The organism is Dactylosporangium fulvum, assembly GCF_025137375.1.
Taxonomy (GTDB): Bacteria; Actinomycetota; Actinomycetes; order Mycobacteriales; family Micromonosporaceae; genus Dactylosporangium; species Dactylosporangium fulvum.
On record NZ_CP073720.1, the window covers coordinates 1394558 to 1418409 of the forward strand.

The 23852-nt window shown below is 68.3% G+C and carries 26 protein-coding genes and 1 tRNA gene; 15 read left to right on the forward strand and 12 right to left on the reverse strand.

Translation table 11 applies throughout. The annotated features are described in order from the left end of the window. Position 1: 1 nt before the first annotated feature. The 3 genes from Dfulv_RS06490 to Dfulv_RS06500 all read right to left on the reverse strand — a co-directional run bounded on the left by Dfulv_RS06490 (position 2) and on the right by Dfulv_RS06500 (position 4052). A complete protein-coding gene (locus Dfulv_RS06490) occupies positions 2-1096 on the reverse strand; it encodes a winged helix DNA-binding domain-containing protein (protein ID WP_259861711.1) in 1095 nt (364 codons plus the stop codon). 39 nt (positions 1097-1135) lie between these two features. Beyond that, positions 1136-3112, reverse strand: a complete 1977-nt coding sequence (locus Dfulv_RS06495) for a helicase-associated domain-containing protein (RefSeq protein WP_259861712.1) — start codon at positions 3110-3112, stop codon at positions 1136-1138. A gap of 109 nt (positions 3113-3221) precedes the next feature. Beyond that, positions 3222-4052, reverse strand: a complete 831-nt coding sequence (locus Dfulv_RS06500) for an alpha/beta hydrolase family protein (RefSeq protein WP_259861713.1) — start codon at positions 4050-4052, stop codon at positions 3222-3224. A 91-nt stretch (positions 4053-4143) separates the two neighbouring features. On the opposite strand from Dfulv_RS06500, the gene Dfulv_RS06505 reads away from it, so the two are divergent. Next, on the forward strand, positions 4144-4542 hold the full coding sequence (locus Dfulv_RS06505) for a cupin domain-containing protein (RefSeq protein ID WP_259861714.1): 399 nt from the start codon (positions 4144-4146) through the stop codon (positions 4540-4542). Positions 4543-4638: 96 nt separating this feature from the next. Here Dfulv_RS06505 and Dfulv_RS06510 read toward each other — a convergent pair whose 3' ends face one another. The 5 genes from Dfulv_RS06510 to Dfulv_RS06530 form a co-directional block, all read right to left on the reverse strand. Beyond that, a complete protein-coding gene (locus Dfulv_RS06510; RefSeq protein ID WP_259861715.1) occupies positions 4639-4947 on the reverse strand; it encodes an MTH1187 family thiamine-binding protein in 309 nt (102 codons plus the stop codon). 66 nt (positions 4948-5013) lie between these two features. Continuing rightward, positions 5014-6138, reverse strand: a complete 1125-nt coding sequence (locus Dfulv_RS06515) for an amidohydrolase family protein (protein WP_259861716.1) — start codon at positions 6136-6138, stop codon at positions 5014-5016. Then, entirely contained in the window at positions 6139-7470 is a 1332-nt protein-coding gene (locus Dfulv_RS06520) for a type I glutamate--ammonia ligase (RefSeq protein ID WP_259861717.1), read from the reverse strand. A gap of 240 nt (positions 7471-7710) precedes the next feature. Further along, on the reverse strand, positions 7711-8148 hold the full coding sequence (locus Dfulv_RS06525; RefSeq protein WP_259861718.1) for a MerR family transcriptional regulator: 438 nt from the start codon (positions 8146-8148) through the stop codon (positions 7711-7713). 278 nt (positions 8149-8426) lie between these two features. Further along, positions 8427-8501 (reverse strand) — tRNA-Arg (locus Dfulv_RS06530). A 398-nt stretch (positions 8502-8899) separates the two neighbouring features. Here Dfulv_RS06530 and Dfulv_RS06535 point away from each other — a divergent pair. Continuing rightward, positions 8900-10963 (forward strand): ATP-binding protein, encoded by a 2064-nt coding sequence (locus tag Dfulv_RS06535; protein ID WP_259861719.1) that lies wholly within the window; start codon positions 8900-8902, stop codon positions 10961-10963. Further along, on the forward strand, positions 10960-11793 hold the full coding sequence (locus Dfulv_RS06540; RefSeq protein ID WP_259861720.1) for a hypothetical protein: 834 nt from the start codon (positions 10960-10962) through the stop codon (positions 11791-11793). The genes Dfulv_RS06535 and Dfulv_RS06540 overlap by 4 nt, the downstream gene beginning before the upstream one ends. Positions 11794-11855: 62 nt before the next feature. Here the strand turns inward: Dfulv_RS06540 and Dfulv_RS06545 are convergent, their stop codons facing one another. From Dfulv_RS06545 to Dfulv_RS06560, 4 genes are all read right to left on the reverse strand, one after another. Continuing rightward, positions 11856-12500 carry a hypothetical protein gene (locus Dfulv_RS06545; RefSeq protein ID WP_259861721.1) on the reverse strand — a complete coding sequence of 215 codons (645 nt, stop codon included), beginning with the start codon at positions 12498-12500 and terminating at the stop codon, positions 11856-11858. Positions 12501-12725: 225 nt separating this feature from the next. Then, complete coding sequence (locus Dfulv_RS06550) at positions 12726-13913, reverse strand: DNA cytosine methyltransferase (RefSeq protein ID WP_259861722.1); 1188 nt, start codon at positions 13911-13913, stop codon at positions 12726-12728. 169 nt (positions 13914-14082) lie between these two features. Then, positions 14083-14766: an HAD family hydrolase gene (locus Dfulv_RS06555; RefSeq protein ID WP_259861723.1), complete on the reverse strand. Its 684-nt coding sequence runs from the start codon at positions 14764-14766 to the stop codon at positions 14083-14085. Then, a complete protein-coding gene (locus tag Dfulv_RS06560) occupies positions 14763-15629 on the reverse strand; it encodes a GntR family transcriptional regulator (RefSeq protein WP_259861724.1) in 867 nt (288 codons plus the stop codon). Before Dfulv_RS06560 ends, Dfulv_RS06555 begins: the two co-directional genes overlap by 4 nt. A 356-nt stretch (positions 15630-15985) precedes the next feature. Between Dfulv_RS06560 and Dfulv_RS06565 the strand changes: the two genes are divergently transcribed. The 12 genes from Dfulv_RS06565 to Dfulv_RS06620 all read left to right on the forward strand — a co-directional run bounded on the left by Dfulv_RS06565 (position 15986) and on the right by Dfulv_RS06620 (position 23845). Further along, positions 15986-16234 carry a DUF6284 family protein gene (locus Dfulv_RS06565; protein WP_319805769.1) on the forward strand — a complete coding sequence of 83 codons (249 nt, stop codon included), beginning with the start codon at positions 15986-15988 and terminating at the stop codon, positions 16232-16234. A 10-nt stretch (positions 16235-16244) separates the two neighbouring features. Continuing rightward, a complete protein-coding gene (locus Dfulv_RS06570) occupies positions 16245-16616 on the forward strand; it encodes an RRQRL motif-containing zinc-binding protein (RefSeq protein ID WP_259861725.1) in 372 nt (123 codons plus the stop codon). Then, positions 16613-17323, forward strand: a complete 711-nt coding sequence (locus tag Dfulv_RS06575) for a DUF4097 family beta strand repeat-containing protein (protein WP_259861726.1) — start codon at positions 16613-16615, stop codon at positions 17321-17323. The genes Dfulv_RS06570 and Dfulv_RS06575 overlap by 4 nt, the downstream gene beginning before the upstream one ends. 14 nt (positions 17324-17337) lie before the next feature. Further along, positions 17338-18228, forward strand: a complete 891-nt coding sequence (locus Dfulv_RS06580) for an ABC transporter permease (protein ID WP_259861727.1) — start codon at positions 17338-17340, stop codon at positions 18226-18228. An 85-nt stretch (positions 18229-18313) separates the two neighbouring features. Further along, the gene (locus tag Dfulv_RS06585) at positions 18314-18730 is read left to right on the forward strand and encodes a DUF3307 domain-containing protein (RefSeq protein ID WP_259861728.1); all 417 of its coding nucleotides are present in this window, start codon (positions 18314-18316) and stop codon (positions 18728-18730) included. A 13-nt stretch (positions 18731-18743) separates the two neighbouring features. Continuing rightward, entirely contained in the window at positions 18744-18938 is a 195-nt protein-coding gene (locus Dfulv_RS06590; RefSeq protein ID WP_259861729.1) for a hypothetical protein, read from the forward strand. A 21-nt stretch (positions 18939-18959) separates the two neighbouring features. Further along, complete coding sequence (locus Dfulv_RS06595; protein WP_259861730.1) at positions 18960-19109, forward strand: hypothetical protein; 150 nt, start codon at positions 18960-18962, stop codon at positions 19107-19109. Between the two features lie 96 nt (positions 19110-19205). Further along, positions 19206-21452: a cell division protein FtsK gene (locus tag Dfulv_RS06600; RefSeq protein ID WP_259861731.1), complete on the forward strand. Its 2247-nt coding sequence runs from the start codon at positions 19206-19208 to the stop codon at positions 21450-21452. Positions 21453-21592: 140 nt separating this feature from the next. Then, a complete protein-coding gene (locus Dfulv_RS06605) occupies positions 21593-21841 on the forward strand; it encodes a hypothetical protein (protein WP_259861732.1) in 249 nt (82 codons plus the stop codon). Further along, positions 21838-22152, forward strand: coding sequence for a hypothetical protein (locus Dfulv_RS06610; protein WP_259861734.1), 315 nt, complete (start codon positions 21838-21840; stop codon positions 22150-22152). Before Dfulv_RS06605 ends, Dfulv_RS06610 begins: the two co-directional genes overlap by 4 nt. Positions 22153-22202: 50 nt before the next feature. Continuing rightward, positions 22203-23090: a bifunctional DNA primase/polymerase gene (locus tag Dfulv_RS06615; RefSeq protein ID WP_259861735.1), complete on the forward strand. Its 888-nt coding sequence runs from the start codon at positions 22203-22205 to the stop codon at positions 23088-23090. After that, positions 23087-23845: a DNA cytosine methyltransferase gene (locus Dfulv_RS06620; protein WP_259861736.1), complete on the forward strand. Its 759-nt coding sequence runs from the start codon at positions 23087-23089 to the stop codon at positions 23843-23845. The genes Dfulv_RS06615 and Dfulv_RS06620 overlap by 4 nt, the downstream gene beginning before the upstream one ends. Positions 23846-23852: the final 7 nt, after the last annotated feature.

Sequence of the window (23852 nt, forward strand, 5' to 3'; positions counted from 1 at the left end):
GTCAGGACGTGGTCGTGCCGGGTTGGTCGAGCCGGACGGCCGCGTCAGGGCCGAGCTGCAGGAAATCCAGGAGGCCGGCCGCCTCGTCGAGGACGGCGGAGGCGTCGGTGTCGGACAGGCGGCGGAACGGCGTGATGCGCAGCGTCGACTGCTCCACCGCCCAGATGCCCGCGACAAGACCCTCGACGAGGAACGTCGGGTGGACCATCGAGTATCCCGGGCAGACCCGCGCCCGGTCCGCGTCAGCGATGATCCGGGTCCGGTCGTCGTGGCTCAGCACCAGGTTGTCGAACTCCGGCAGGAAGCGCACCGGCGCCGGCTCGTCCGGGTCGGCGATCGGCAGGTCCGGCAGGTCGAACAGCTCGCGACCGTCCTCCGTGCGGTACACCCGCAGTGCCGGGCGCAGGGCCTCGACCTCGTCCCGCAGCCGGCGCAGTCCGGCCCAGTTCTGCAGGTCGGCGTGAGTCGCCGGGCCGCACGACAGCAGGTACCGCTCCACCAGGGTTTTGATCTTCGGCTCTTTCTCCAGCGGCCGACCCAGCCAGTCTTCGGCCAGGGCCACCGACACATGCCCGCGCCGGCGCCAGACACCGGTCGGCGGCGGGTGGATCAGCGCGAGCTGGTGCTGCGCCGCCCACGCCAGCGGGAGCGCGTCGCGCCCGGGGAACCGCTCGCCGAGCAATTTCGCCAGCTTGGGCCGGGTCATGACCTGCCCCCGGAGGATCTCGCGGCCGGCCGCCGCCAGCTCGGCCAGGTCGAGACCGTCGAGCTGCCGGCGGAACGCGGACAGCCCGCCCCGGCCGAGCCGCTCCCTGAGAAGCGGCCGCAGCCAGAGATAGTCGTCCCCGGTGGTGATGTGCTGCGTGCCGCGCAGCAGGCCGCCGCGCACCAGCCGGCGGTCCTCGAGCGCCTCGCTGAGCTGCTCGTGCTTGAGGCCGGCCATCCGGGTCCAGAGCCCGACGTACGGGGCGTCGACCTCCTGCGCCTGCACCGCCACCAGATGCGCCACCACCTCGTCGACCGGTCGGGGATCAGGGTGAAGGAGGAGCTGCCGTTGCAGGTAGGTGCGGTTGAGCTGCCGCGTGGAGAGCTTCACGCCGTCGACCGTACGGCCGGATGCGGTCAGGACCGGTCCTCATTCTCCGGGGACGGCGCGGTGCCGGACCACCTTCTCCAGAGCGACGGTCCCGTCCGTGTTCTCCCCGGCGGGTGCGTAGCCGGCGGCACGCAGCGCGGCCAGCGTCTCGGCCGGGGGCAGCACACTCACCAGCACGGTGGGCGCGAGCGCCGTCAGGCCGAGCCGGGCCAGGCTCTTCACGCGAAGGATCTCCTCGAGCAGCATCGGGTCATCGCTGTGCACCACGCATCCGACCTGCCGGACACGGATGTTGCCGTGCCGGCGGGCGAGGTCGGTGACCAGGTACTCCAGCGGCTGCGGCACCCGGCCCGCGTTCGCCGCCTCGCGCAGCGCGACCAGCAGCTCGTCGGCGGACGAGCCGGCGTCGAACGCCCGGCGCACCGACGCCTCGGAGAACCGCCAGGTGTGCGCGCCGCCGCGGGACTCCCGGTCGGCGGCCAGGTCGAGGAACGCGGTCAGCTGCGCCGACGGGGGGCCGGTCGCGACCGCGGTGAGGTCGCTCTGGAGGATCACGGTGCTCTGCGCCGCCGGCAGGAACCGGCTCAGCACGTCGGTGATGCGCTCGAGATCGCCGGCGACCAGCGCCCGGCCCAGTGCCGTCGGCGCGAGGTGCGCGCCGACCCCGAGCAGTTCCGCTTCCCGCCAGAAGGCCAGCGCGCTCGCCAGGGCCTGCTCCGGCTCGCTGACGATGAGCGGCTGCGCGAACATCAGGGAGCCGCTGAGGACGTCGACGTTCGCCGCTCCGCGCCCTTCCGGCAGGTCGGCGAGCAGCATGACGAAACTCTGCCGGATCAGCGCCGCGCCCTCGTCACGACGGCTGCGCAGGAGCGCGGCCGTGTCCAGGGCGAGCAGCGGCGCGGCGTCCATGCCGATCCAGCAGTCGAGGAGCCAGCCGTACTGCCCGGCAGGGTCGAGCTTCAGCCAGCTGTCGTACTCCACGCTGGGCGCGACGCGGTCCCCGGTGAGCCCGATGAGGCCGCTCAGCCCGGCCAGCACCAGCCAGAGCCGCACGTCGGTCTCGTCGCAGCCGAGCAGCTTGCCGAGCCGGCGCAACTCGCGGACGCCGACCCCGCCGTTCTTGAGCGTCGGGACGGGTTCCCGGCCGCACTCGTCGAGCAGCGCGGTCATCGTGGCCAGCGCCGCGCGTGTCGCGGCGCTGCCCTCCCGGTCGACCAGTTCCGTGCTCACCTCGACCGGCGCCAGGTGGGGCGGTTCGGGATCGAAGGGGGCACGGAAGCCGTCGCGCAGCACCACCCCGACCTCGCTCGGCAGCATCGCGGCGCCACCGGCCGGGTTCCAGACCATCAGCCCGTGGTCGACGGCCCAGCTCAGCGGGGTCCGGCGCGCGGTGCGCAGGGCGGCCATCTGGCGCGGGTCGTAGAAATACGGCTCCGTGCCGACCAGGTCGAGCAGGAGTTCCCTGGTGTCGCCGGGTGCGGCCGCGAACTGGGCCCGCACCACGTCGGCGTCCGAGAGCGCCGCGACGATCCCGCCGACCAGACCGGCGCGGTCCCGCCCGACCGGCGCGCCGAGCTCGTACGCGATCCGCTGGAGCTGGCCCACCGGCACGAATTCCAGTGCCGTCACCGCCGACGGCGCGAACCCGAACCCGCCGTCGATCACGCTGTGCAGCGGGACGGAGCTGATCCAGTCGCCGTTGTCGTCGGGCCAGGCCAGGCTCCACTCCTCCAGAACCGTCAGGGTCCTGTCGAGCCCGGGGTCGTCGGTCGGCACACCCACGGCCGCCGCCAGGTCCCGGCGCCGGGTCCCGCCCGCGCGTAGCGCCAGCACCTCGGCCAGTTGCAGGGCGGGCAGCGTCTGGAGCGTCAGCGTCCGCACGATCGACTCGTAGGTCGACAGCTCAGCCGCGAACCGGCGCAGGTCCGTCGGCGGCCCGTCCGGCAGGTGCAGCGCGGCGAGGTCGGCCAGGCGGCCCGGTGACAGACCGCGGAGGTGGTCGAGCAGCGTCTTCACGCCAGCGAGGTCTCCACCGCAGCGACCCTACTCCCCGGCGGCCGGCGGGCTCCTACCGGCCGCGCGGGTGCGCGGCGCGGCCCGTCGGCGGACCGGCGGGCCGCGCCGCTCACAGGTGGCGGTCCAGGAACTCGACGACCTCACGGGTCAGTGCGACGCGGTGATCGGAGAACGCGTGGTCGGTCGGGAGGACGACGTGGCGGAACCCGGGCACCGGCTGCGCCGCGTACGCCGCGACGAGCGGCTCGTGGTGCAACGGCGGCGGGGTGACGGTGTCCCGCCCGCCGGCCAGCAGGAGCACGGGCCGCTCGGCGAACCGTGGCGCGAGCGCGGCCAGGCTGAAGCGGTCGCCGGCGGTCTCCATCTCCGCCAGCAGCGCCGCGCCGCTGGTGCCCCGCAAGGGAAGCAGGTCCTCGTCGAACATGGCGAGGTGGCCGGCCCGGACGGCGGGATCCGCCTGGCCGGCCCGGGCCGCCGCGCCGAAGTCGAAACAGGCGACAGACGCGACCGCCCGGACCGCCGGATCGTGCGCCGCCGTCATCAGCGCGGCGAAGCCGCCGAGGCTGTGCCCGACCACGCCGAGCCGCGACGGGTCCAGCCGGTGCGTGGACACCAGCGGCTCGGCACGGACGGCGGCGACCACGCAGGCCGCGTCCTCCAGGACGGCGCCCCATGAGTACGTGCCGCCAACACCCCACGAGCCCCGGTAGTGGAACACCAGCGAGGCGTACCCGGCCCGGCGGAGCGCCTGCGCGAGGTCGAAGTTGCGCTCGTTGCCCGGGAAGCCGTGGAGGAGCACCACCACCGGGTGCGGGCCCGGGCCGCCGGGCACGTGCAGCACGCCGAGCAGCGTCTCGCCCTCGCTGACGATCCGGACCTCAGGCGTGCGGGCCGGCGGATCCAGGTCGGGGGAGGGGTCGGCCATCCAGCGATCGTTCATGGCGCCAGCGTATCCATCGATCTCGGCCCGCTACAGCGCCCTGGAGTGCGCAGTCAAGTCAAACCTAACGGATTAGACGGACAATTCGAGGATGACCGAGAAGCCCGTGAACCTGACCGAGGCCCTCGCCTCCTTCATCGACGTCTACAGCCCGCGGATCGTCGCCCGCATGAACGACTACGACGTACGGGTCGCACACACCAGGGGTGAGCACGTCTGGCACACGCACACCGACACCGACGAGTTCTTCCTCGTGCTCGACGGTCGGTTCGACATCGCGCTGCGCGACACCGACGGACACGAGCACACCGTCGTTCTGCACCCTGGCGACACGTTCGTCGTTCCCCGCGGTACCGAACACAAGCCCTCGTCGCCCGGAGGATCCATTCTGATGTTCGAGCCGTCCGGGACGCTGTCGACGGGGGACCGGCACGACGGTGACATCCCGGAATACGTCGACAGCACGACGGGCCACGACCTGTCGTCGTGATCCCGTTCCGGACCGAGATCGACGGCCTCGGCATCCACGGCATCCACGCCCGCTCGCCGCACCCGGACCTGCTCGTCGCCGAACTGCGGCAGAGCTTCAGGCTGATGCGCTGAGGTGGCGCTCGACGCTCGCGACCTTCGCGTCGAGCGCTCCGGTCACGCCGTCGCGCCAGTCGACCTTGATGACGGTGCTCGTGCGGGGCGAGCGGGCGTGGACGGCCGCGACCGCGGCTCGGACCACCTCCATCACCTCGTCCCAGGTCTCTCCCTCGACGGTGGTGAACATGGCATCGGTACGGTTGGGCAGGCCCGACGCGCGCACCACCCGCACGGCCTCGGCGACCAGCTCCCCGACGTCCTCCCCGACCCCGAGCGGCGTGACGCTGAACGCGACCAGCACAGACATGCCCCCGACCCTACCGCCGTGCCGGCACCGCCGGACCCGGGGTCGGTGGACACCGCACCAGTGGTGTCAGGCGGTTCGAAGGCGATAGACGCGGCGGGCGTTGTCCGTGCCCACCGCTCGGGTCAGGTGCTCGGCGTCCGCGGCGGACACCGCGCCCGCGGCCAGCCAGGCGGACAGCAGATGGGTCAGTGCCCAGCGGAACTGGGAGGCGCCGACCAGGAACAGCTCCGCCAGGCCGAAGGCGTCGGAGGAGTACAGGATCTTGCCGAACGGGGCCAGCTCGAAAAACTCGCCCAGCACCGTCGTCGCCTGGGCGCCGACGTTGCCCAGCGTCAGGCCCACGTCGACATACACGTTCGGATACACCTGGGCCAGCCAGCCCGCCTGGCGATGGAACGGGTAGCAGTGCAGCAGCACGATCGGCACGCCGGAGGGCTCGGCCTGCTCGTACCACCGCCGGAGCAGCGAAGGATCGGCGCGCGGCAGTGCCAGATCGCGGTCCCCGAAGCCGGTGTGGAGCTGGATCGGCAGGCCGGCGTCGACGGCGCACCAGAGCAGGTGCCGCAGCAGCACCGGGTCGGTGAGCCGCGCGGTGCCGGAGCGCAGCCAGCCGCCGGCCGACACCGTGACCTCCTGCGCGGACGGTCGGGACGGGTCGATGTCGAAGCCGTGCCGGTAGGCCAGCACCGACTTGACGGCCACTGCGGCGCTCGTGGCGTCGGTGAGGGCCGCGGCGAACGCCGGCGCGAAGCCGGCTGCCGTCACCCCCGATGCCGCGACCCGTTCGGCCACCGCCTCCAGCCGCACCACCTCGGTGACCCGGGCACCGGCGGCCGCGGCGAGACCGTCGCCGTCGAGCCAGCGGTCCGCCGGGCCACGAATCCCCGTGTCCACCAGCAGGTCCGTCAGCCTCGCCGCGCGCAGCAGCAGCCGGCACGCCCGCTCGGCGCCGAGTTCCGCCCGGCGGGCCAGATAGTCGGCTACCGGGGTGTGCACGGGCAGGTCGAGCACCGGCGCGCACCAGCGGCGGATCGCCGATCCGATCGGGCCGTCGAGGTACGAGACACCCGGCGGGGCCGGCACCGACGCCTCGGTCGACAACATCGCGAAGGCGTCCGCGTCGAGGGGGCCGCCGACGACACCGTGGCAGTGCCCGTCGACGAGGCCCAGGCCGTCCAGCAGATCGTCCACTCAGTACCGCCAGCGGGTGGCGGCGACGATCTCCTCCGGCTTGCTGTCGGCGAACAGTGCGACCTCGCCACGCCGTACCGCCAGGAACGCCTCGAACAACGCATCACCCAGCGCGGCCCGGAGACCGGAATCGGCCGCCAACCGGTCGATCGCCTCGGTCAGGGTCGTGGGCAGGCGGGGCGGCTGCTCGCCCGGATCGAGGGTCGCCGGGTCGACGGTGACCTCGGGCGGCAGCCGCAGCCCCGCGTCGACCGAGTCCACGACGACGGCGCAGACCGCACCGACCATGAGGTACGGGTTGGCGGCGCCGTCGCAGGCCTTGATCTCCGCGTTGGCCGTCCGGTCGCCGGTGCCCGCCACACCGGTGACGAACCGCAGCGCGGCCTCCCGGTTCTCGTGGCCCCAGCACTGGTACGCACCGGCCCAGTGCTGCGGCACCAGGCGGAGATAGCTGGCCACGCTGGGGGCGCCGATCGCGCACAGCGCCGGCAGCCGGGCGAGCACCGCGGCGAGGGCGGACTCGCCGCGCTCGGTCAGGCCGTGCGGGCCGGGACCGCCCGCGAACAGGTTGCCCTGCGCGTCCCGCACGGAGAAGTGGAGGTGTGACCCGTTGCCGACCTGCCAGGCGGTGACGACCGGCGCGAACGACACCCGCAGCCCGTGGCGGGCGGCGACGGCGCGGATCGTCTGGCGCACCAGGACGTTGAGGTCCGCGGCGCCGACCGGGTCGGTGGCGGCGACCGAGAGTTCGAACTGGCCGGGGGAGTACTCGGGGTGGAACTGCTCGACCGCGACTCCCTGCGCGGCGAGCGCGCCGAGCAGGTCGTCGGCGTAGGCGGACAGTTCCACGACGCGGATCATGCCGTACGCGGGGCCCTCGCACGCCGGCCGCGGCTCCGAGTCGTCGGCACCGATGAACCACTCCACCTCGAACGCCATCCGCAGCGTCAGGCCGGCCGCGGCGGCCCGCTCGACCATGGCGCGGGCGAACCGTCGCTGGCACGGCTGGTACGGCTCGTTCTCCTGCGTCCACCGCTCGACCGGTGCCCAGGCCCACCCGGGCTGGGCGGCCAGCACGGTCAGCCGCTCCAGGTCGGGGTGGAGCCGCAGGTCACCGACCGGTCCGCCGATGAGCCGGCTGGTCGTGACGGAGTCGTCGACGAGGAACACGTCGAACACCGGCGACATGCCAACGCCCGTGGCGACGACCTCGGGCAGCCGGTCGACGGGCACGGTCTTGACCCGGGTGATACCGGCGTTGTCGACCCAGGTCATGGCAACCGCGTGCACACCCCGGGCGGAGAGCGCAGCGGTCGCGTCGCGCGCCTGCATGCCCCCATCCTGGCCGAATCCGAATGATCGGCGGGGCGAATCCCGGCCCGCCTTCACCCGTCGGCTCACCCTCCGGCGGGTGCGGGTCGGAGTAGCTTCTGCTGTAGGCCTACGAGACGTGCGGGAGAGCCCAACTGGATGACAGTTGAGCTGAGAGGCTGAACGACTGAGAGGTCGAACGGCGATCCCCAAACACCTGATCCAGGCAATGCTGGCGAAGGAAAACCGCCTCGTAGGTCTTTATCGTGCCTGCGTTTCCCGCGTCTGTACCTCCGTGAGGCTCACGAACGGAATCGGGCAGTCCGAGCAGGTACAGTTCGTCAGGCTGTCGCAGCGGGCCGCCACCACCTGTGACAGCACGGTCCGGATCTCGGTCAGGTCGGCGATCTTCGCGTCGATCTCGGCGATCTTGTCGACGGCGCGCTGCCGCAGGTCGGGCGCCGGATGCCTGCGCCGACCGGCGGCGAGCAGTTCCGCCACCTCGTCCAGCGTGAAACCGAGACGCTGGGCGGCCTTGATCACGACCAGCAGCGCCACGGTGTCCGGTGGGTACAGGCGGTGCCCGCCGATCGTCCGCGCCGGTTCGGCGAGCAGGCCGCGGCGTTCGTAGTATCGCAGGGTCTGGATGTTGACGCCCGCCTGCTCGGCGACCTCCCCGGTGCGCAGGCCCGCCGTCACGGCGCCCGCCCGATCAGATCGGCGCGGCTGTTCGGCGGTGGGCAGGGGCCGGCATCGGGAATCAACCCTCGACGGTAAACCCGCACTCGGGTACAGGATGCAAGCCACTCATCGACCCGGTCGCCCGGATGGGCCGTGGGCCGGTGCAGCCTTTGCACAATGCCGAAGTCGTCCGGCACGCCGGCGACCCTGCGACAACTTCCGCTCGTTCCTCACCCCGGACGAACGAAGCCCTGGGCCGCGTTTGCGCCGGCACCAGGGTTGTTGGAGAGACGTGCCCCCGGCAGGATTCGAACCTGCGCTCCCGCCTCCGGAGGGCGCGTGGTCTTAGCGGCACCGTAGTGCTGTGACCTGCACTTTCACGGATGCATGGCAGAGAGGGCGAGCCAATTCGGCGCTCATTTGGCGTGACGTTAGGCGCCGGCAGTTCACCTTGAACCGCCGAAGCCGTGCGCCCTGGAGGGTGAGTCGCCCTCATGGCCCTCGGTTCGAGTACGCGGCATCCCGGTTCCCTAGGCGAGCGCCGGTTCCTTTTAGTTGTGCCGATGCGGGCGGTTGGTCCGGCTCGCCGTTGGCAGCGTTCCAGCTTCGAGCAGCCTACCGTCGACGCGGCCCAGTCTTTCGTCCAATAGGTGCCGCGACCGATGCAGTCGTGGCGTCGCCGAGGTGGGCGGGCTTGGACGTTCGGTCAGGCCAGTATCCGGCCACTGAAGGCCTGGAACGCGCAGAGGCGGTCCACTAGCATCTAGTTGTGCCTCCTGCAGATGAACGTCAAATCACGGCAATGCTCAATGAATACCTAGAGCCGGTCGATCACTCGGCGAAAAGCGTCACCAAGTATCGAGGCATGGAACAATACATCGGCCAACTCGTTGACGTTCCTTCTGAGCAGGTATACGCAGCCTACATTTCCAAGGCAGGCAACGTATCCGTCAGGTTCGATCAATCAGAGCGCTCTCGCGGTGCACGGCTGCTGGTGGCGATATTGGATCCTCCGGAACACGAGCCGTTCTCCCGGTCTGTTGACGCACTTCGGTCCTATTGCATGCGAAAGCGACCGGGTACAGAAGCGTTGGTACTGATGCTTGTCAACGACCTCTGGTCTCCGCAGACTGTAATTTTGCCCGCGCCGGAGGGTGATCAAGGATTTGCTTTGCTCCAGCCGGTTGTGGACATCTGGCCGGAGATCGAGGTCTTGGAGTATAGGACCTCTGCAACGCAGACTCTACGCAGCAAAAAGCGTCAAGCTGTTCGGTTCATCGTCGCGGACGCTCGCCAGCACATCCCAACCGCAATGGAGTACCCCTTCGTCCGTTTGATTAACGACAACTGGGACGATTACAAGTTCAAGACAACCTTCCACGCGGAGCTCTGTCTCTCTCCCAAGGAGACAACGCAGCTTGGAGAGCTAAAGGTCCTTCAGCGCAATCAGCACGGCGGCCGAACCCTGCTTCCGGAGGGTGTATTCGACAGGCTGGGGGCGGAATACTGCTCGTTGGGTCAAAATTTTGAATATTACGAGACGCTCAAGCAGTTTCCCAAGCAGGTCTACGATCCGATTCTGCGTGGCTTGCGGGACGTAGTTCGAGACGAGCGGATTCTTTTTGCCTTCGAACAGGAGGAGGGTTTCCGACTGTCCCTTATGAGACATGGGTCGGCGGCTCGTGCCCTCCAGGATGCCCCCGGATTGTTTGGGTTCAACGAGGAAGAATCAGGGGACGGACTGCGGTTCAAGTTCGTCACCAACGTTGGCGGGGAGTCCTTCAATATCGTCCTCGGATTCAATCAAGTAGAGGTACTTCCTGACAACATAAATGTCGTTATCGGGTACAACGGGACCGGGAAGACGCAGCTGCTTGCGAATTTGGCGCTAGTTGCAAGCGCTGACTCGACGAAGCGCGAGGAGCTTCGAGGTTCCGCCGGATACTTCTCCGACTCCAATGATGTGCGGTTCGGTGCGGTCATCTGCATTTCCTACAGCGCCTTCGACACTTTTGCTTTGCCGGAGTCGTTTCTTCGTCGAAGTGAGGTTTCGACCGGTACGCAAAGACTGAAAGACCGCGGCGAAATCAACGACTACACATATTGCGGCTTGCGGAAGCGCGCCGACGAGCAACAGCTGGATACGCGGGAACCGCGTGGTCTCAAGACAATCGATGAGGTCCACGGGGATTTCCGGAGAGCTCTAAAGCGAGCGAGGTCAGCTGATAAGAGGGCCGCACTGATTGCAGCGCTCTCTATCATCGGGCGTGAGCCGTCATTCGGTCGAATTGGACTAGAGCCGCATATGGCCTACTATGACCAAACCTGGCACACTTATTTCGAAAAGCTCAGCACGGGTCATAAAATCGTACTTAATATGCTCGTGCAGATAATTGCACACGGTAGACCGCGGTCGCTCATCCTCATCGACGAGCCGGAGTCTCATCTTCACCCCTCCTTGTTGGCCGCCTTTCTGAGAGCGCTGAACGGGACTCTTCGGCGATTCAACTCGTATGCCGTGATCGCCACCCATTCTCCAGTGGTGCTGCAAGAGATGCCGCGTAATCAGGTTCGCATCCTGACTCGATTCGGTAGCCGAACGATAGTCCAGCACCCGCTCTCTGAGACATTCGGCGAGAACGTTGGGTATCTAACAAGCAATGTCTTCAACCTGGACAACACCCAAACGGACTACCATTCTGTGTTGAAGCAGCTTGCGGAGAACGACGATCTGTCTATGGATGACATCGAAGAACTGTTTGACGGTGAACTTAGTGGTCAAGCGCGCGCATATGTTCGTAGTCTTAGAGCAATCGCCAGGCAGGCGCGGTGACCTACAGCATTAGAAGGCCCATTCGCAATCCTGAGTCTGATTACGATACTGCTGGCGTAAGCCGCCAGAAAATCGTCCACCGGCGTATCGTCCAGTCTGTGCGAGATCAGGTCTTGGCTGCGTATCAAAAGTATGAGACTGCAGCCGGCCAGCCGACGTTGATCAGTCCGATCAAGCTAAGTAAGGAGACCCGAGCTGTATTGCGTGACAACTATGATTTGACATATGGTGTCAGCTTAGGGTCGTTGCGGGCCGAGACCTTAGCTTCAGCGTCTCGATGGATATGTCCGATGTGCAGTAAGGGCGCCGTCGGGTTCTTAGATCATTACCTGCCGAAGGACAAATACCCTGAGTTCTCGATCTTATGTTTGAACCTAGTGCCTGTTTGTTCGCCATGCAACTCGAACAAATCCAACATTGTTGGAGACGCGGTCAGGGGGAGATTTCTGCACGCGTATTTCGATCAATTACCCAGCGATATGCCGTTGTGGAAAGCCGAAGTACGTATTGAGAGGCAATCGGTTGTCACGGAGTTCTTCGTGAACGAAAGCCTTCCAGAGCCAATCTTGAGCAACGCAAGGTTTCATTTTGAAAAGCTTAAGCTGAATGAACAGTATGCTACGGGGGCAGTGCTGGAGCTATGGGAGAAGTTTGAGAATTGGAATTCGGAGTTCAACCTAGGTGGCGCGGAAGGTGTTCGTATCGAGGGCTTGAGGCTGGCTGGACAGATGCGACGGCAGTTTAGCCCTCATTACTGGAAGTTCGCGTTACATGAGGCCGTGGGCCGGAGTCCGGACTTCTGCAGCGGCGGATTCAAGTTTCTCATGTAGGCCGATTGCGGATAGGCGGTCCGATACCTCGATCGCGACGGCAGCGGCAAGTAGCTGGGGCCTTAGATCGCTGAGAACTTAGTGTCGTACTCGTTGGCCATGCGAACGATCATGCTTGAGTAGTGGAACTGATCACCAGCTTGCGGCGCGGGGGGCTCCCTCACCAGGTCAACTGGACCGCCGTCGTTCCGGAAGTTCAGGACCGTCACGCCAATGCCATCGAAACCGGTCTCGGAGGACGCTGATCTTCTAGGAATTTCAGCTATCTTTTGTAAGACCCGCACGGTGCTCTCCGGCTGCCGGTGAGTTGTAAACTGCATAGTGCCTGGTTCGAGCGGTCGGTTGTTTACGATCGGGGACGCGAATTCCGTTGATGCGTTTACCTGAACATAGGCAATGGCAAGAGCTCGCCTTGATGCGCCGTGTACGCACAAATGCGATGAGTTGAGCTCGTCGTACAGGCGAGGTAGAGCTTTGATATGGGCAGTCATGCACGCTTTCGCCTCTAGGGCAACGAGTGCGGCGCCTACGGGTCCGGAGCGAAGCGCTGGCAAAGTGCCTAGTACGCTTTCTTCGTCTGCGGACAGCTTAATGCCATATTTCTCGGCCAGATCTTGGAAGGTTATGGTGCCTGGTGTCACGGGGCTGGCAGGCCGGGCAATCACCAAGTCTAGATCTTTTTTCCGATTTGTAGCGAAGTCCCGCATTGTGTGATTTATACCAAGAATGATCTTGCCCTGCTCAGCGTGTCGTCGGAGTAGGGCCGATGTCGCAAGCAGGTCTAGGGCGATCCCCCAACATCCGACCTTGGAGTGACGGTCGGAGCGAGAGTGATACTGCCAACGATTGCCGTATTTGTCCGGCTCGGCCGGTTGCCGAAGGTATCGGGCGAGGATATCGGGACCGAACATAGTGCGGTTGACCTTAGCTTGTCACTCGCGGCCGGGGGGCGGCGGGAGGGTCGCGGTGCTAGCGACCTCGACGTGTTCGGCGATGTCGGCGCGGAAGCCGGAGTGCCGGCCTAGGTTCCCCTCCTGCAGGCGACTCCAGAAGCCGTTCGCAGCCCGATGTGACAGAGGTCGTGCGTTGTCAACATCTAGGAGCTCCAGCAGGTGCGTATACGGCTCAAGCCGGGGGAACTCGGTGAGCTCGACTTTCCAGACCGCGTCACCGTCCCCCCATGCCGCAGTCGGCCAGCCGCCCTTGCGTATCCAGGGGATGGACTCGCCATCGAATACGCCAGGAGTCAAGATCCGCTCACCGACCCACTGCGCAACGCCGACGGTGACGGCGTTGCCCACGAGCTTCCAGCGAGGACCGTTGCGCCGGCCTAGATCGGCGGCAGCCGTCCAGCCCCTATCGAAGCCCTGCAGGGCTTCGCCGTCTTCAACGCAGGGAACGACGATCTTTCGTCCAGGTTCTGAGCTGGGCAACCACACCGCTGGCGGTGATGGGATACCCACGGTTGACCCGCCCTTGAAGGTCGGTGTGGCGTCTCTTGCCCATCCGAGGCCGCCGCGTCCTTCAGTCCAGTAGAACCCGAAGGCATCATCGCGGAGGCTGCTTTCGTCGAGCCCTGGGGTGTCGTCCGCAAACAGGACCGCTCGGGGATCCTCTGTGCGAGAAGCAAGCAGAAGTACCCGTCGGCGTCGCTGGGGAACACCCGTAAACCGAGAGTCAACCACTCGGTAGGCCCATCGGTAGCCGAGGTGCCCAAGTTCCTTGACCAGGTACGCCATCGCTTCGCCGCGGTCGAGTGTGAGCATGTTCGGCACGTTCTCAATCAGCAGCCAGGGCAGGCGATCGCCGCGCTGATCCGCGAGACGCAGAACGTCAAACAAGTGGGCAACGAGGCCGGACTGTGCACCACGGATGCCAGCGGTTCGACCGGCCTGGGACAGGTCGGTACAGGGGAAGCCCGCGGCGACCAGGTCAAGGCGCTCGGGGAGGCAACTCAGCGAAGCGACGTCCGGCTGTAGCTCCACGTCGGGAAAGTGAGCTTCGAGTACCTGCTGTGCTGGTGTCCAAGACTCGCATAGCATGACCGTTTCCATCTGGTCGCCTGCAGCGCGTCGCAGCCCAGTCTCGATACCGCCGATGCCTGCGAACAGGCCAGCCACTCGAAACCCCCCGGACAAAACTCACCCCTCCGCACGTCTTGGCGTCTGCAGACCACAGACGATACAAGCCGTCGCCGGAAAACTCGAGCCACGCAGCGTGCGTTTCCGCACACTCAAAGCATCGAGGCCAGCTTTCCAGGACGGGACGTGGTAGACGCCGCCAGCCGCCTCAGGTCCCGCGTGTATGAGGAGCTACCGCAGCTAAGACGCTGTCCATCGACGTCACCACCACGTCTGCTGCCCTGAAGGCATCGATCTTCCATGGCCTATTGGCATACGCGATCACACGGATGCCCGCGGCTCTGGCTCCCTCGACGTCGGCCGGGGAGTCGCCGACGAGCACGCAGTCCTTCAGCTCAGCGCGCAATGCCTGGACCGCTGACAGGATCGGCATCGGGTTGGGCTTCATGAGTGCCGGATGTGCGTACGCTCGTCCGACGATTGGGGAGATGTACTGAAGTAGGCCATGCTTGGACAGGTACGCGGCCACGGCGCCGGCCGAGTTGTTGCTCACGATCGCTGTCGGGATGCCCGCACGCGACGCTTCGCGAATCACCTCGTGTCCGTACGGCGTCGGTGATGCGGTCGCGACGGCGCGGATTTCTGCCGCGCAGAGCTCGTCCTCGACAGTGACGACAAGGGCTGGCGGGCAGCTTGCGTCAGTCCAGCGGAGGACCTCCAGTGGATCGGCTTGCCCGACGATCGACGCTGGCGGGGCGACGCCCTCGGCCTGGAGGAGGCTGACGAGGTGCTGAGCGACTTCCGGCGCTGGGTAGCCAGCGAAGATGCTGCAGACCGGTCCGTCGAAATCAAGCAAAAGCGGGCCGCGCCCAACCAAGTCGGCGGGGGTCACTGCTGGTACTCGCGAGCGACGCTGTTCCACACCGAGTCGAACCACAGGCGCGACGACTCTACGAATTGCGTGCCGTGCGACGCGTCGTCGTCGTCCACTGCATAGTGGAACAGGGTTGCGTCGCGACCCATGAGGTCGAAGATCTCGACCTGCTCGCCGCCGACGGTGACCTCGCGGGGTACCACCGGGTAGTAGCCGAAGAACGCCTCGCGGTTGTTGAGCATGTAGAGCTTGAACGTCGGCGCGAGGCCGTGCACGCGGACCTGTACGGTCGCCGACTTCACGAGGCCGAGGTCCGCCAGCTCGTGGACCTGGTCGATGATGCCGTCGGCGGATCGCCGGGTGATGCGGTCGGCGCGCCGCCGGACGGCCGGGTCGTCGGCGCCAGTTGCGGCCAGTGCTGGCAGGGCCATCGGCGCGGACATGTCCGAGAGCATGACGCGGATCGCGATTGACTCCGGGGCGCTGCGGCCGGCGCGAACCATGTCTAGCGCCTCGGCGAGCGCGTCCCGCAGCGTCTCGCCGGAGAAGCCCGCGAAGTCGATCGCGACGTGCGCGTGTTCGAACGCCGCCTCGATCAGCGGGCGAAGTTCGACCGGTCGTTGGGTCTGGGCGCGGACAAACGCGCCGCTGCCCTGTCGGCTGACGATGAGGCGCTCCGCCCGGAGCGTCTCCAGCGCGCGCTTCACCGTCTCGCGCGCGACGCCGTACCGGCCGGCCAACTCCGGCTGAGACGGCAGCTTGTCGCCCGGTGCAAGCTTCCTAGTCAGGATCGCGGCCCGCAGCACGTTCGCGATCTGCTGCGAGGCCTGTCGAGGGTCATCGGGGTCGAGGTCACCGAGGAAGTCAAGGTTCGCGGTCACCGCTGCACCCTACCGCTGACTAGCCAAGTTAGGGAAGTTCCTCCCTATCTCTTGACCTGGCTAGCCAGGTCGGCCTACCGTCAACGCATTGGACCTGGCTAGCCAGGAACGACAAGCAAGACGGAGTTCGCGGGAATGGCGGCTTGTCGCTGCGCGCCTGCGGATCGCCGTATGTGCGGGTCCATTGAGAACTGAATCGGGCTGCGCCTCCCTCGGGATACCGGAAAAGGTTGCCGCGCAAGGCATTCGGTCCTTGCATGCACGTCCGCCCGTGCTGAAACGGGCTCCACACAACGCCTTGCCGCCCGGACGGGACATCCCGGCCGGCAATCCTTCTCGATCTCACAGGAGAGACCGTGAACAACGACCGTGACGAACCGACCCCCGCCGACCTGGCCGCCATCGAGGCTGAAATGCCGCTGATCGAAGCCGAGATGCAGATGCTCGACGCGGAGATCCGCATCCTGTTGGCCGACCCCGAGCCGACCGCGCTGGACTGGCACCGCATGCGTCGCGCCGAGAAGCTCGTGATGCGCGAGCTGGAAAAACTGCACTCCCGGCGGCCCGCCAAGCGGCCCGCCGCGCGTCGCCTGCGGGCGGCGTGAGGGCCTGGCCGTGAGCCGCATCCGCGCTCGATACCTCGACCCCGAGGGCAAGCGGTACGGCCTGCCGACCTGGTGGTGGCAGGGCGCACCCGACGGCTACGCCACCCGCCGCCAGCTCCGCGCTCGTGGTCTGCGGCCCGGCGGTCAGCCGGTTGCCGGGCAGATCCTCTGGCGCGGTGTCGGCGGTGAACGTGTCGCTCTGCTCTACCGCCTCGATCTGGCCAAGCCCAAGCGCACCGCGACCGCCGCGCAGCGACGCGCGATCGGCCGGGCGCTGCTGGCCCGCCGGACCTGCTCCACCTGCCGCGAAGTGCGGCCGTACTACATCCGGCGCTCGCTCGGCGAGTGCCTTTCCTGCGCCTATCCCGAGGAGTACTCGTGACCATCCGCACCTACAGCGCTCGCGACCGCGGCGCGGTGACGCTCGACATCCGCATCAACGTCGGCAGCGTCCGGCTGATCGTGGAGGACCGCAACTACGCCGAAGTGGTCCTGACCTGCCCCGACGGCAACGACGCCGCCGCCCGCGCGGTTCAGCGGACCACGATCGAGGAGTACGACGACTACCTGACGGTCCGGGTGCCGAACCTGGAACCGACCACGGTCCGGCAGCACTTCGACGGCGTCACGCAGGTGGTCGGACACAACGTCGGCGTGGTCGTCGGCGTCGTCTACGGCAGCATCGTGACCGGCGTCGGCGGCGCGGTCATCGGCGGCATGACGGCCGGCGGCATCGGCCCGGGCGTGGACATCGCGGTGCGGCTGCCGCTGGGTAGCTCGCTGATCGCCGAGACCATCAGCGCGTCCGTGGACACCTCCGGCGCCCTGGTCCGCGCGGTCACCGAGTCCGTGTCCGGCTCGGTCCACCTCGACACCGTCGCCGCGCCGGACCTGTCCACCATCTCCGGCCGCATCACCATCGACCACCTGATCGGCGACGGCTACGCCAAGACCACCTCCGGCGCCATCACCGCCGCCGCGACCGACCGGTGCCATCTGCGCGCCGAGTCCGTGGCCGGCTCGATCCGGGTGACCGGCCCGATCAACCTCAGCGCGCACACCGTCTCCGGCCGCGTCACCACCTCCTGAAAGGAACCCCACCGATGACCACCGCGACCGCCCCCAGCGCCTACCCGCCGCCGATCGAGGCGCTCATGCCGCAGGCCCGCACCCTCGCCGACCAGACCGGCGACATTCCCTCCCGCAACGCGCTGATGAAGGAGTTCCGCATCGGCGCGCCGAAGGCCAACGCCATCCGCGAAGCGCTCACCGCAGAGCGCACCGACGTCGACGAGATGCCCCCGGCCCGCGCGCTGCACATCGTGCCGGACCTGGCCCCGGACACAGAGCCGGACACCGACACCGCCGAGTCCGCCGAGCCGACCGACGCGCCGCCGGCCGCTGAGGTGATCGAGACGGCGCCGCTGGCCACGGGTGACGGACACCCGGACACCAACATCACGATGACAGACGCCGAGGGGCCGCGCGCCGCGCTGTTCAAGCGCCTCCGCAACAAGCGCTCCCACGACGAGCTGAGCGCCACCACGAACCCGGCACCGCGCCGGACGCGCAAGCCGCGCTCGTGGCCGGTCTGGGTCCTCGCGATGCCCGCGTTCGTGGCCATCTGGTCCGGGTGGGTCGGTCTCGGTGAGCTGACCGGGTTCGGTGTCATCCATCCGCTGCCCGGCATCGCCGACGGGCTCAGCCTGAACACCGCGATCACCCTCCCAATCGGTGTGGAGGCCTACGCCGCGTACGCCCTGGCCGTGTGGCTGTCCGACGTCTACGGCGCGTCCGTGCGCAGGTTCGCCCGCTGGTCCGCGATCGGGTCACTCATCTTCGGCGCCGCCGGACAGGTCGCCTACCACCTGCTCACCGCCGCCGGAGTCACTTCCGCGCCGTGGCCGATCACCACCGCCGTCGCCTGCCTGCCCGTCGCCGTGCTCGGCATGGGCGCCGCTCTGGCGCACCTGATCCACGCCAACCGCGACTAGCTCCGCCCGGTGCGCGGCCTCTGGCCGTAGGAAGCTCGGCCGCGCACCGGTCCCTATCCCTCCATCAGGAGTCAGGAGACCCCGTATGACCACCGATGCCGGCACTTTCGCCGCCGTCTTCGCCGCCCTGTACGCCGCTCACCAGGTCGCCGACCACTGGATCCAGACCCAGCATCAGGCCGACCACAAGGCCGACGCCGGGTGGCGGGGGCATCTCACCTGCGCCGGCCACGTCGCCACGTACACGCTGACCGCCGCCGTCGCCCTGGTCGCGGTGCTCGCCGTCACCGGCGCCGAGCTCCACATCGGCTGGACCGTCGCCGGGCTGACCGTCTCGGCCGTCACGCACCACATCGCCGACCGGCGGGCGCCGCTTCGGCGCATGGCCGACGCGCTCAAGAAGTCCCCGGCGTGGCTGGAGCGCGGCGGCGGCCTGTACGCCCTCGACCAGTCCTGGCACGTCGGCTGGCTGTTCGTGTCCGCGCTGCTCATCCCCGCCTGAGACGGAGGACTTCATGGACGACGACGCCCTTGACCTGATGACGGTCCGCAGCGAGCTGCGCGACCTGCACAACGCCCTCGGCGAACTGGCCCGGTGGGGCGATCAGCACCTCGACACCGATGCCGACCGGCAGTACATCGCCGAACACCTCACCGGATCACTTGCCGCCCTGCTCGACGGCGGCCCCCTCCCGCACGCCCCGTTCTGACCTCAGCAGAGGAGAACCGTCATGCCCGGATCGCTGAAGAACAAGGTGCTGAGCGGCCTCCTGGCCCTGCTCGCCGCGTACTTCGTCATCACCAACCCGACCGGTTCCGCCCACGCGGTCACCGTCGTCGCCAAGGGCATCCTGGCGTTCCTCGCCGCCCTGGCCAACTGACCCCACATGTTCCGCCCGGTGCGCGGCCTCTGGCCGTAGGAAGCTCGGCCGCGCACCGGTCCCCAAACCTCCATCAGGAGTCAGGAGACCTACAGCATGACGAGCAACAGCGCGGACCGCGAGCCCTCGGAGGGGTTCGACTGGTCCAAGTACGAGACCGAGTTGGGCGACCCGGAAGAGGTGGCCGGCACGGCGAACGTGGTCGACCTCGGCGCCGCCCGCGACCGACGCAACCGCGTCGGCGACGATGACCAGGCCGACGCCGACGACGTCCAAGACGACTTCGATGTCGACGCCGAGTCGGTCGACGGCGGCCCGGCCGCCCTGGGTGGGCTGGTCGACCAGGCCGACGACATCCCGGCCGAGATCCTCGACCGGCAGCAGCAGCGTCAACCGATCCTCGCGGAGTGGGCACGGTCCGGCCGGGCGTTCCGCGCCGCCGTGCGGCACGCGCTCAAGGACGCCGGGTACGTCGCGGCGTACCACGCGGTCCGCACCCCGAAGTACGTCGGCAAAGTCCTCATCTGGGCGCCCGTCGGGCTGGTCCGTGGCCTCGGCCGGTCGCTGCACTGGGCGAGCGCGGAGGAAGGCAACTGGGAGCTGCGGCAGGCCGCCGCGAACAAGGGCGACGCCGAGGTGTGGCTCAAGCTCGACGCGCGTCGCCAGCGTCAGTCCCGGTGGCGCTGGTGGGTCCTCGGCGCCGCCGCCGCCGCGACGACGACCGGCGCGGTCATGCTCACGCTCGGCCCGACCTGGTGGCGCTACGCCGCTGTCGCCGCGACGTTGCCGGTCCTGGCCAGGATCGGCCGGCCGGCGGACAAGCCGCTCACCGACCGGGTGTCGCACGGCAACCGGTACCGCAAGCTCACCGCTGAGCTCGTGCGCCGCGCGTTGACGTCGTTGCAGATGCCCGCGATCAACGGCCCGGTCGCCAAGGACCCCAACGCCATCTCGTTCCCGGTGGAGATCCACCGCGACGGGCCGGGGCACCTCGCCGTGGTCGACCTGCCCTACGGCGTGGAGGCCACGGAGGTTGTGGCCCGCCGGGGCAAGCTCGCCTCCGCGATGCGGCTCCCGCTCGACCAGGTCTGGCCGGACGTCGCACCGGGGCACACCGGCCGGCTCGCCCTGTGGGTCGGCTACGAACCGGCGTCGGTGATGAAGCAGCCCACGTGGCCGCTGCTCAACGCCGGACAGGCCGACGTGTTCAAGTCGTTCCCGTTCGGGACCACACCCCGGCTCGACGCGGTGCACGGCACCCTGACCTCGCGGAACTGGCTGATCGGCGGCCAGCCCGGTTCCGGCAAGACGTTCGCGTTGCGGCTGCTCGTGCTGGCCGCCGCCCTCGACCCGCGTACCGAGATCCGCGGCTACGAACTCAAGGGCGTCGGCGACTTCGCCCGGATCGCACCGGTGATGACGGAGTACGGCAACGGCTTCGATGACGACACCCTCGCCGCGTGCTTCGCGTTCATTGAGTGGCTCTACGAAGAGTGCCGCCGCCGGTCGCAGCGCATCGCGCACTACGCCAAGCTCGGCAAGGCCCCCGAGAACAAGGTCACCCCCGAGTTGGCGTCCCTGAAGGGCTCCGGCCTGCACCCGCTCGTGGCGTGGATCGACGAGATCCAGGAACTCATGACCTCCAAGTACGGCAAGGACGCCGGAGAAATCCTGGAGAAGGTCATCAAGCTCGGCCGCGCCCTGGGCGTGATCCTGCTGATCGGCACGCAGATCCCGGACAAGGACAGCCTGCCGACCGGCATCACCCGCAACGTCAACACCCGGTACTGCCTGTCCGTGGCCGACCAGACCGCGAACGACATGATCCTCGGCACGTCGGCGTACAAGAACGGGTACCGGGCCACCGTGTTCGTCCCCGGCGACGACAACAGCCCCAACGACGCCGGATGGGGCATCCTCCGCGGCTTCGGCGCCCCGGGCTCGGTGAAGTCGTACTACGTCAACACCACCGACGCCGAACGCATCGTGCAGCGGGCAATCGCCGCGCGGGTCAAGGCAGGCACCATGCCCAACCCCGAGGAGCAGACCCGCGACACCGCGCCCGTGCACGACCTGCTCGGCGACCTCGCCCGCGTCTGGCCGGACGGGGAGAAGGCCGCATGGAACGAGACGCTGTGCGCGCTGCTCGCCGAGCTGCGCCCCGACGTCTACACCGGGTGGGAGGCAGCACAACTCACCACCGCACTCAAGCCGCACCCGGCCGTGAAGGTCGGCGACGTCGGCCGGCGCATCGACGGCAAGGCCACCACCCGGCGCGGCATCAAGCACGCCGATCTCCTCGCCGGTATCACCGAGCGTGACCGGAAGCGGCCGACGGGATGACCCGCGAAGGGTGCTAGCGCTAGCACCTCGCCCTGCTAGCGCTAGCACCCCCGCTAGCACCCAAACCGATCACCCACCTGGGCTCTAGCACCTAGCAGCCCACGGCCCTTCATGCCCAAAACCGGCCCTGGAGGCATTTCGTGACCCCCCACGCCGCTAGAACTATCGCTCTGATCCTGCTCCCCATTGCCGTCACGCTCGGTTACGCGTTCGCGTGCTGGGTGTGGCCGTTCAAGCCCTGCGGACGCTGCGACGGCACCGGCAAGCGCCGCTCACCCACCGGCCGTGCGTTCCGGCTCTGCCCCCGCTGCGACGGCACTGGCCGCCGCCTCCGCGCGGGCCGATGGATCTACAACCAGTTCAACAACACCCGGCAGGCCGGACGATGAACCGCCTCGCCCGCACCGGCCGCCGCCCCGGACTGCAGCCCGGTCAGCACCCCGACTGGTGCGCCGGCGGCCACCGCTGCAACCTCGGCGAGCACCGCGCCGACCCCCTCACCGTTGACGTCCCCGGCCTCGGCCGCGCCGTGCTCACCCGCGTGCGCGCCGCCGACGGCCGGGAGCACGCCGAGGTCACGTTGACCGTGGCGCTCGCCGCCGCCGAACCGGTCGCCCGTCACCAGCTGCTCGGCCTGGCCCGCGACCTGGGCGCCGTCATCGGCCGCGCCACCCGCGCCAGCGTTAGGCGGGCCGCGTGATGACAGGCCACCCCGAACCGTTGTCCGCCTCGACCATGGGAGGTGCCGATATGGAGCTTCGCTCTGCCTCGGAAGCGTTGCTGCGCAACGCGATCCGCTACGCGGAACACGGCTGGCCCGTGTTCCTGCTCGGCCGCACCAAGCGGCCCTTGGCCAACTGCGACGCTTGCCGGGACGCGGGCAGCGACCACGACCCGGCCGCTTGCGACTGCCTGACGTGCCACGGGTTCTACGCCGCGACCACCGACCCCGATCGCATCGAGGCGATGGTGTCGTGGAACCCCGGCAGCATGCTCGCCATTCGAACCGGCGCGCCGTCCGGCACCGTCGTCATCGACATCGACCCGGGGCATGGCGGTCGGGTGGATCCGGCATTGATGCCTGAGACGGCCTGTGTCGCCACGGGCAGCGGCGGTTGGCACCTGTACTACCTCCACCCCGGAACGGCCGTCCTGTGCAGTCAAGGACGCGTCGCGGACGGTATCGACGTACGGGCGGACGGCGGCTACGTGGTCGCGCCGCCGTCCATCCACCCGCGCACCGGACGCCCGTACCGGTGGACCGGTGGCCGGTCCCTGGTTGAGATGCCCCCCGCGCTGGTCGAGGCGTGCCGGCCGAACGAGACGACGCCGGTGACCGCCTCGGCGAACGTCGCGCAGATGCGCAGCGCGGGGGGCATCTCGTCACCCGAAGCGCTGCTCAAGTCGCACCTCGACGCGGTCGCCAGGGCACCGAAGGGCAAGCGCCGCTCGACGCTATACGGTGCGGCCCGTGGCGTCGCTCGGATGGTCGGCGGCGGAGCGCTCACCGAGGCCGACGCCCTGGCCGCGCTCACCGACGTTGGCTTCGCCGCGGGGCAGAGCGAACGCGAGGTCCGCGGCGCGATCACCGGTGCGTTCCGCGACGAACGCGTCCCGATTACAGGAATCGCGGCATGACCGGCGTCGCGCTGCATGAGCCGCTCAATGTGCTGGAGCTGTTCGCCGGGATCGGCGGACTGTCCCTCGGCCTGCAACGCGCCGGGATGCGCATCGTCGGCCACGTCGAGATCAACCCGTTCTGCCGCGCGGTCCTGCACAAGCACTGGCCGGAGGTGCCCGCCCATGACGACGTCCGTACAGCTATCGCCTGGTGGCGTTCCCAGCCTCGACCGCGGGTCGATGTCGTCGCTGGCGGCTACCCCTGCCAGGGAGAGTCCCTGCTCGGCGAGCGCCGCGGCGCCGACGACCCCCGATGGCTCTGGCCCGCCATGGCCGACGTCATCGCCGACCTGCGACCCCAGTACGTCATCGGGGAGAACGTCCTCGGCCACCGCACCAAGGGCCTCGGCACCGTCCTCGCCGATTTGCGACGCCTCAACTACGCCGCCCGCGCCGGCGTTGTCCGAGCTTGCGCAATGGGCGCCGCACACCCACGAGCCCGCCTGTTCGTCCTGGCCCACGCCGAGGGCGGCGGATGCTCGCCGGGGTTCCTTGACCCCCGAAACCATCGCCCGCAAACGACAGACGCGCAAGAACGGGCTCAGCCTCACCGACGCGATCGGTGGCCGGCCGAACCCCGAATGGGTCGAGTGGCTGATGGGGTTCCCGCCCGGATGGACCGACGCACGGACCGACTTGCAGCCCTCGGCAACGCCGTCGTCCCCGCCGTCGCCGAACACATCGGCCGGCTCATCACCGACGAAAGCAGGTGACCCGATC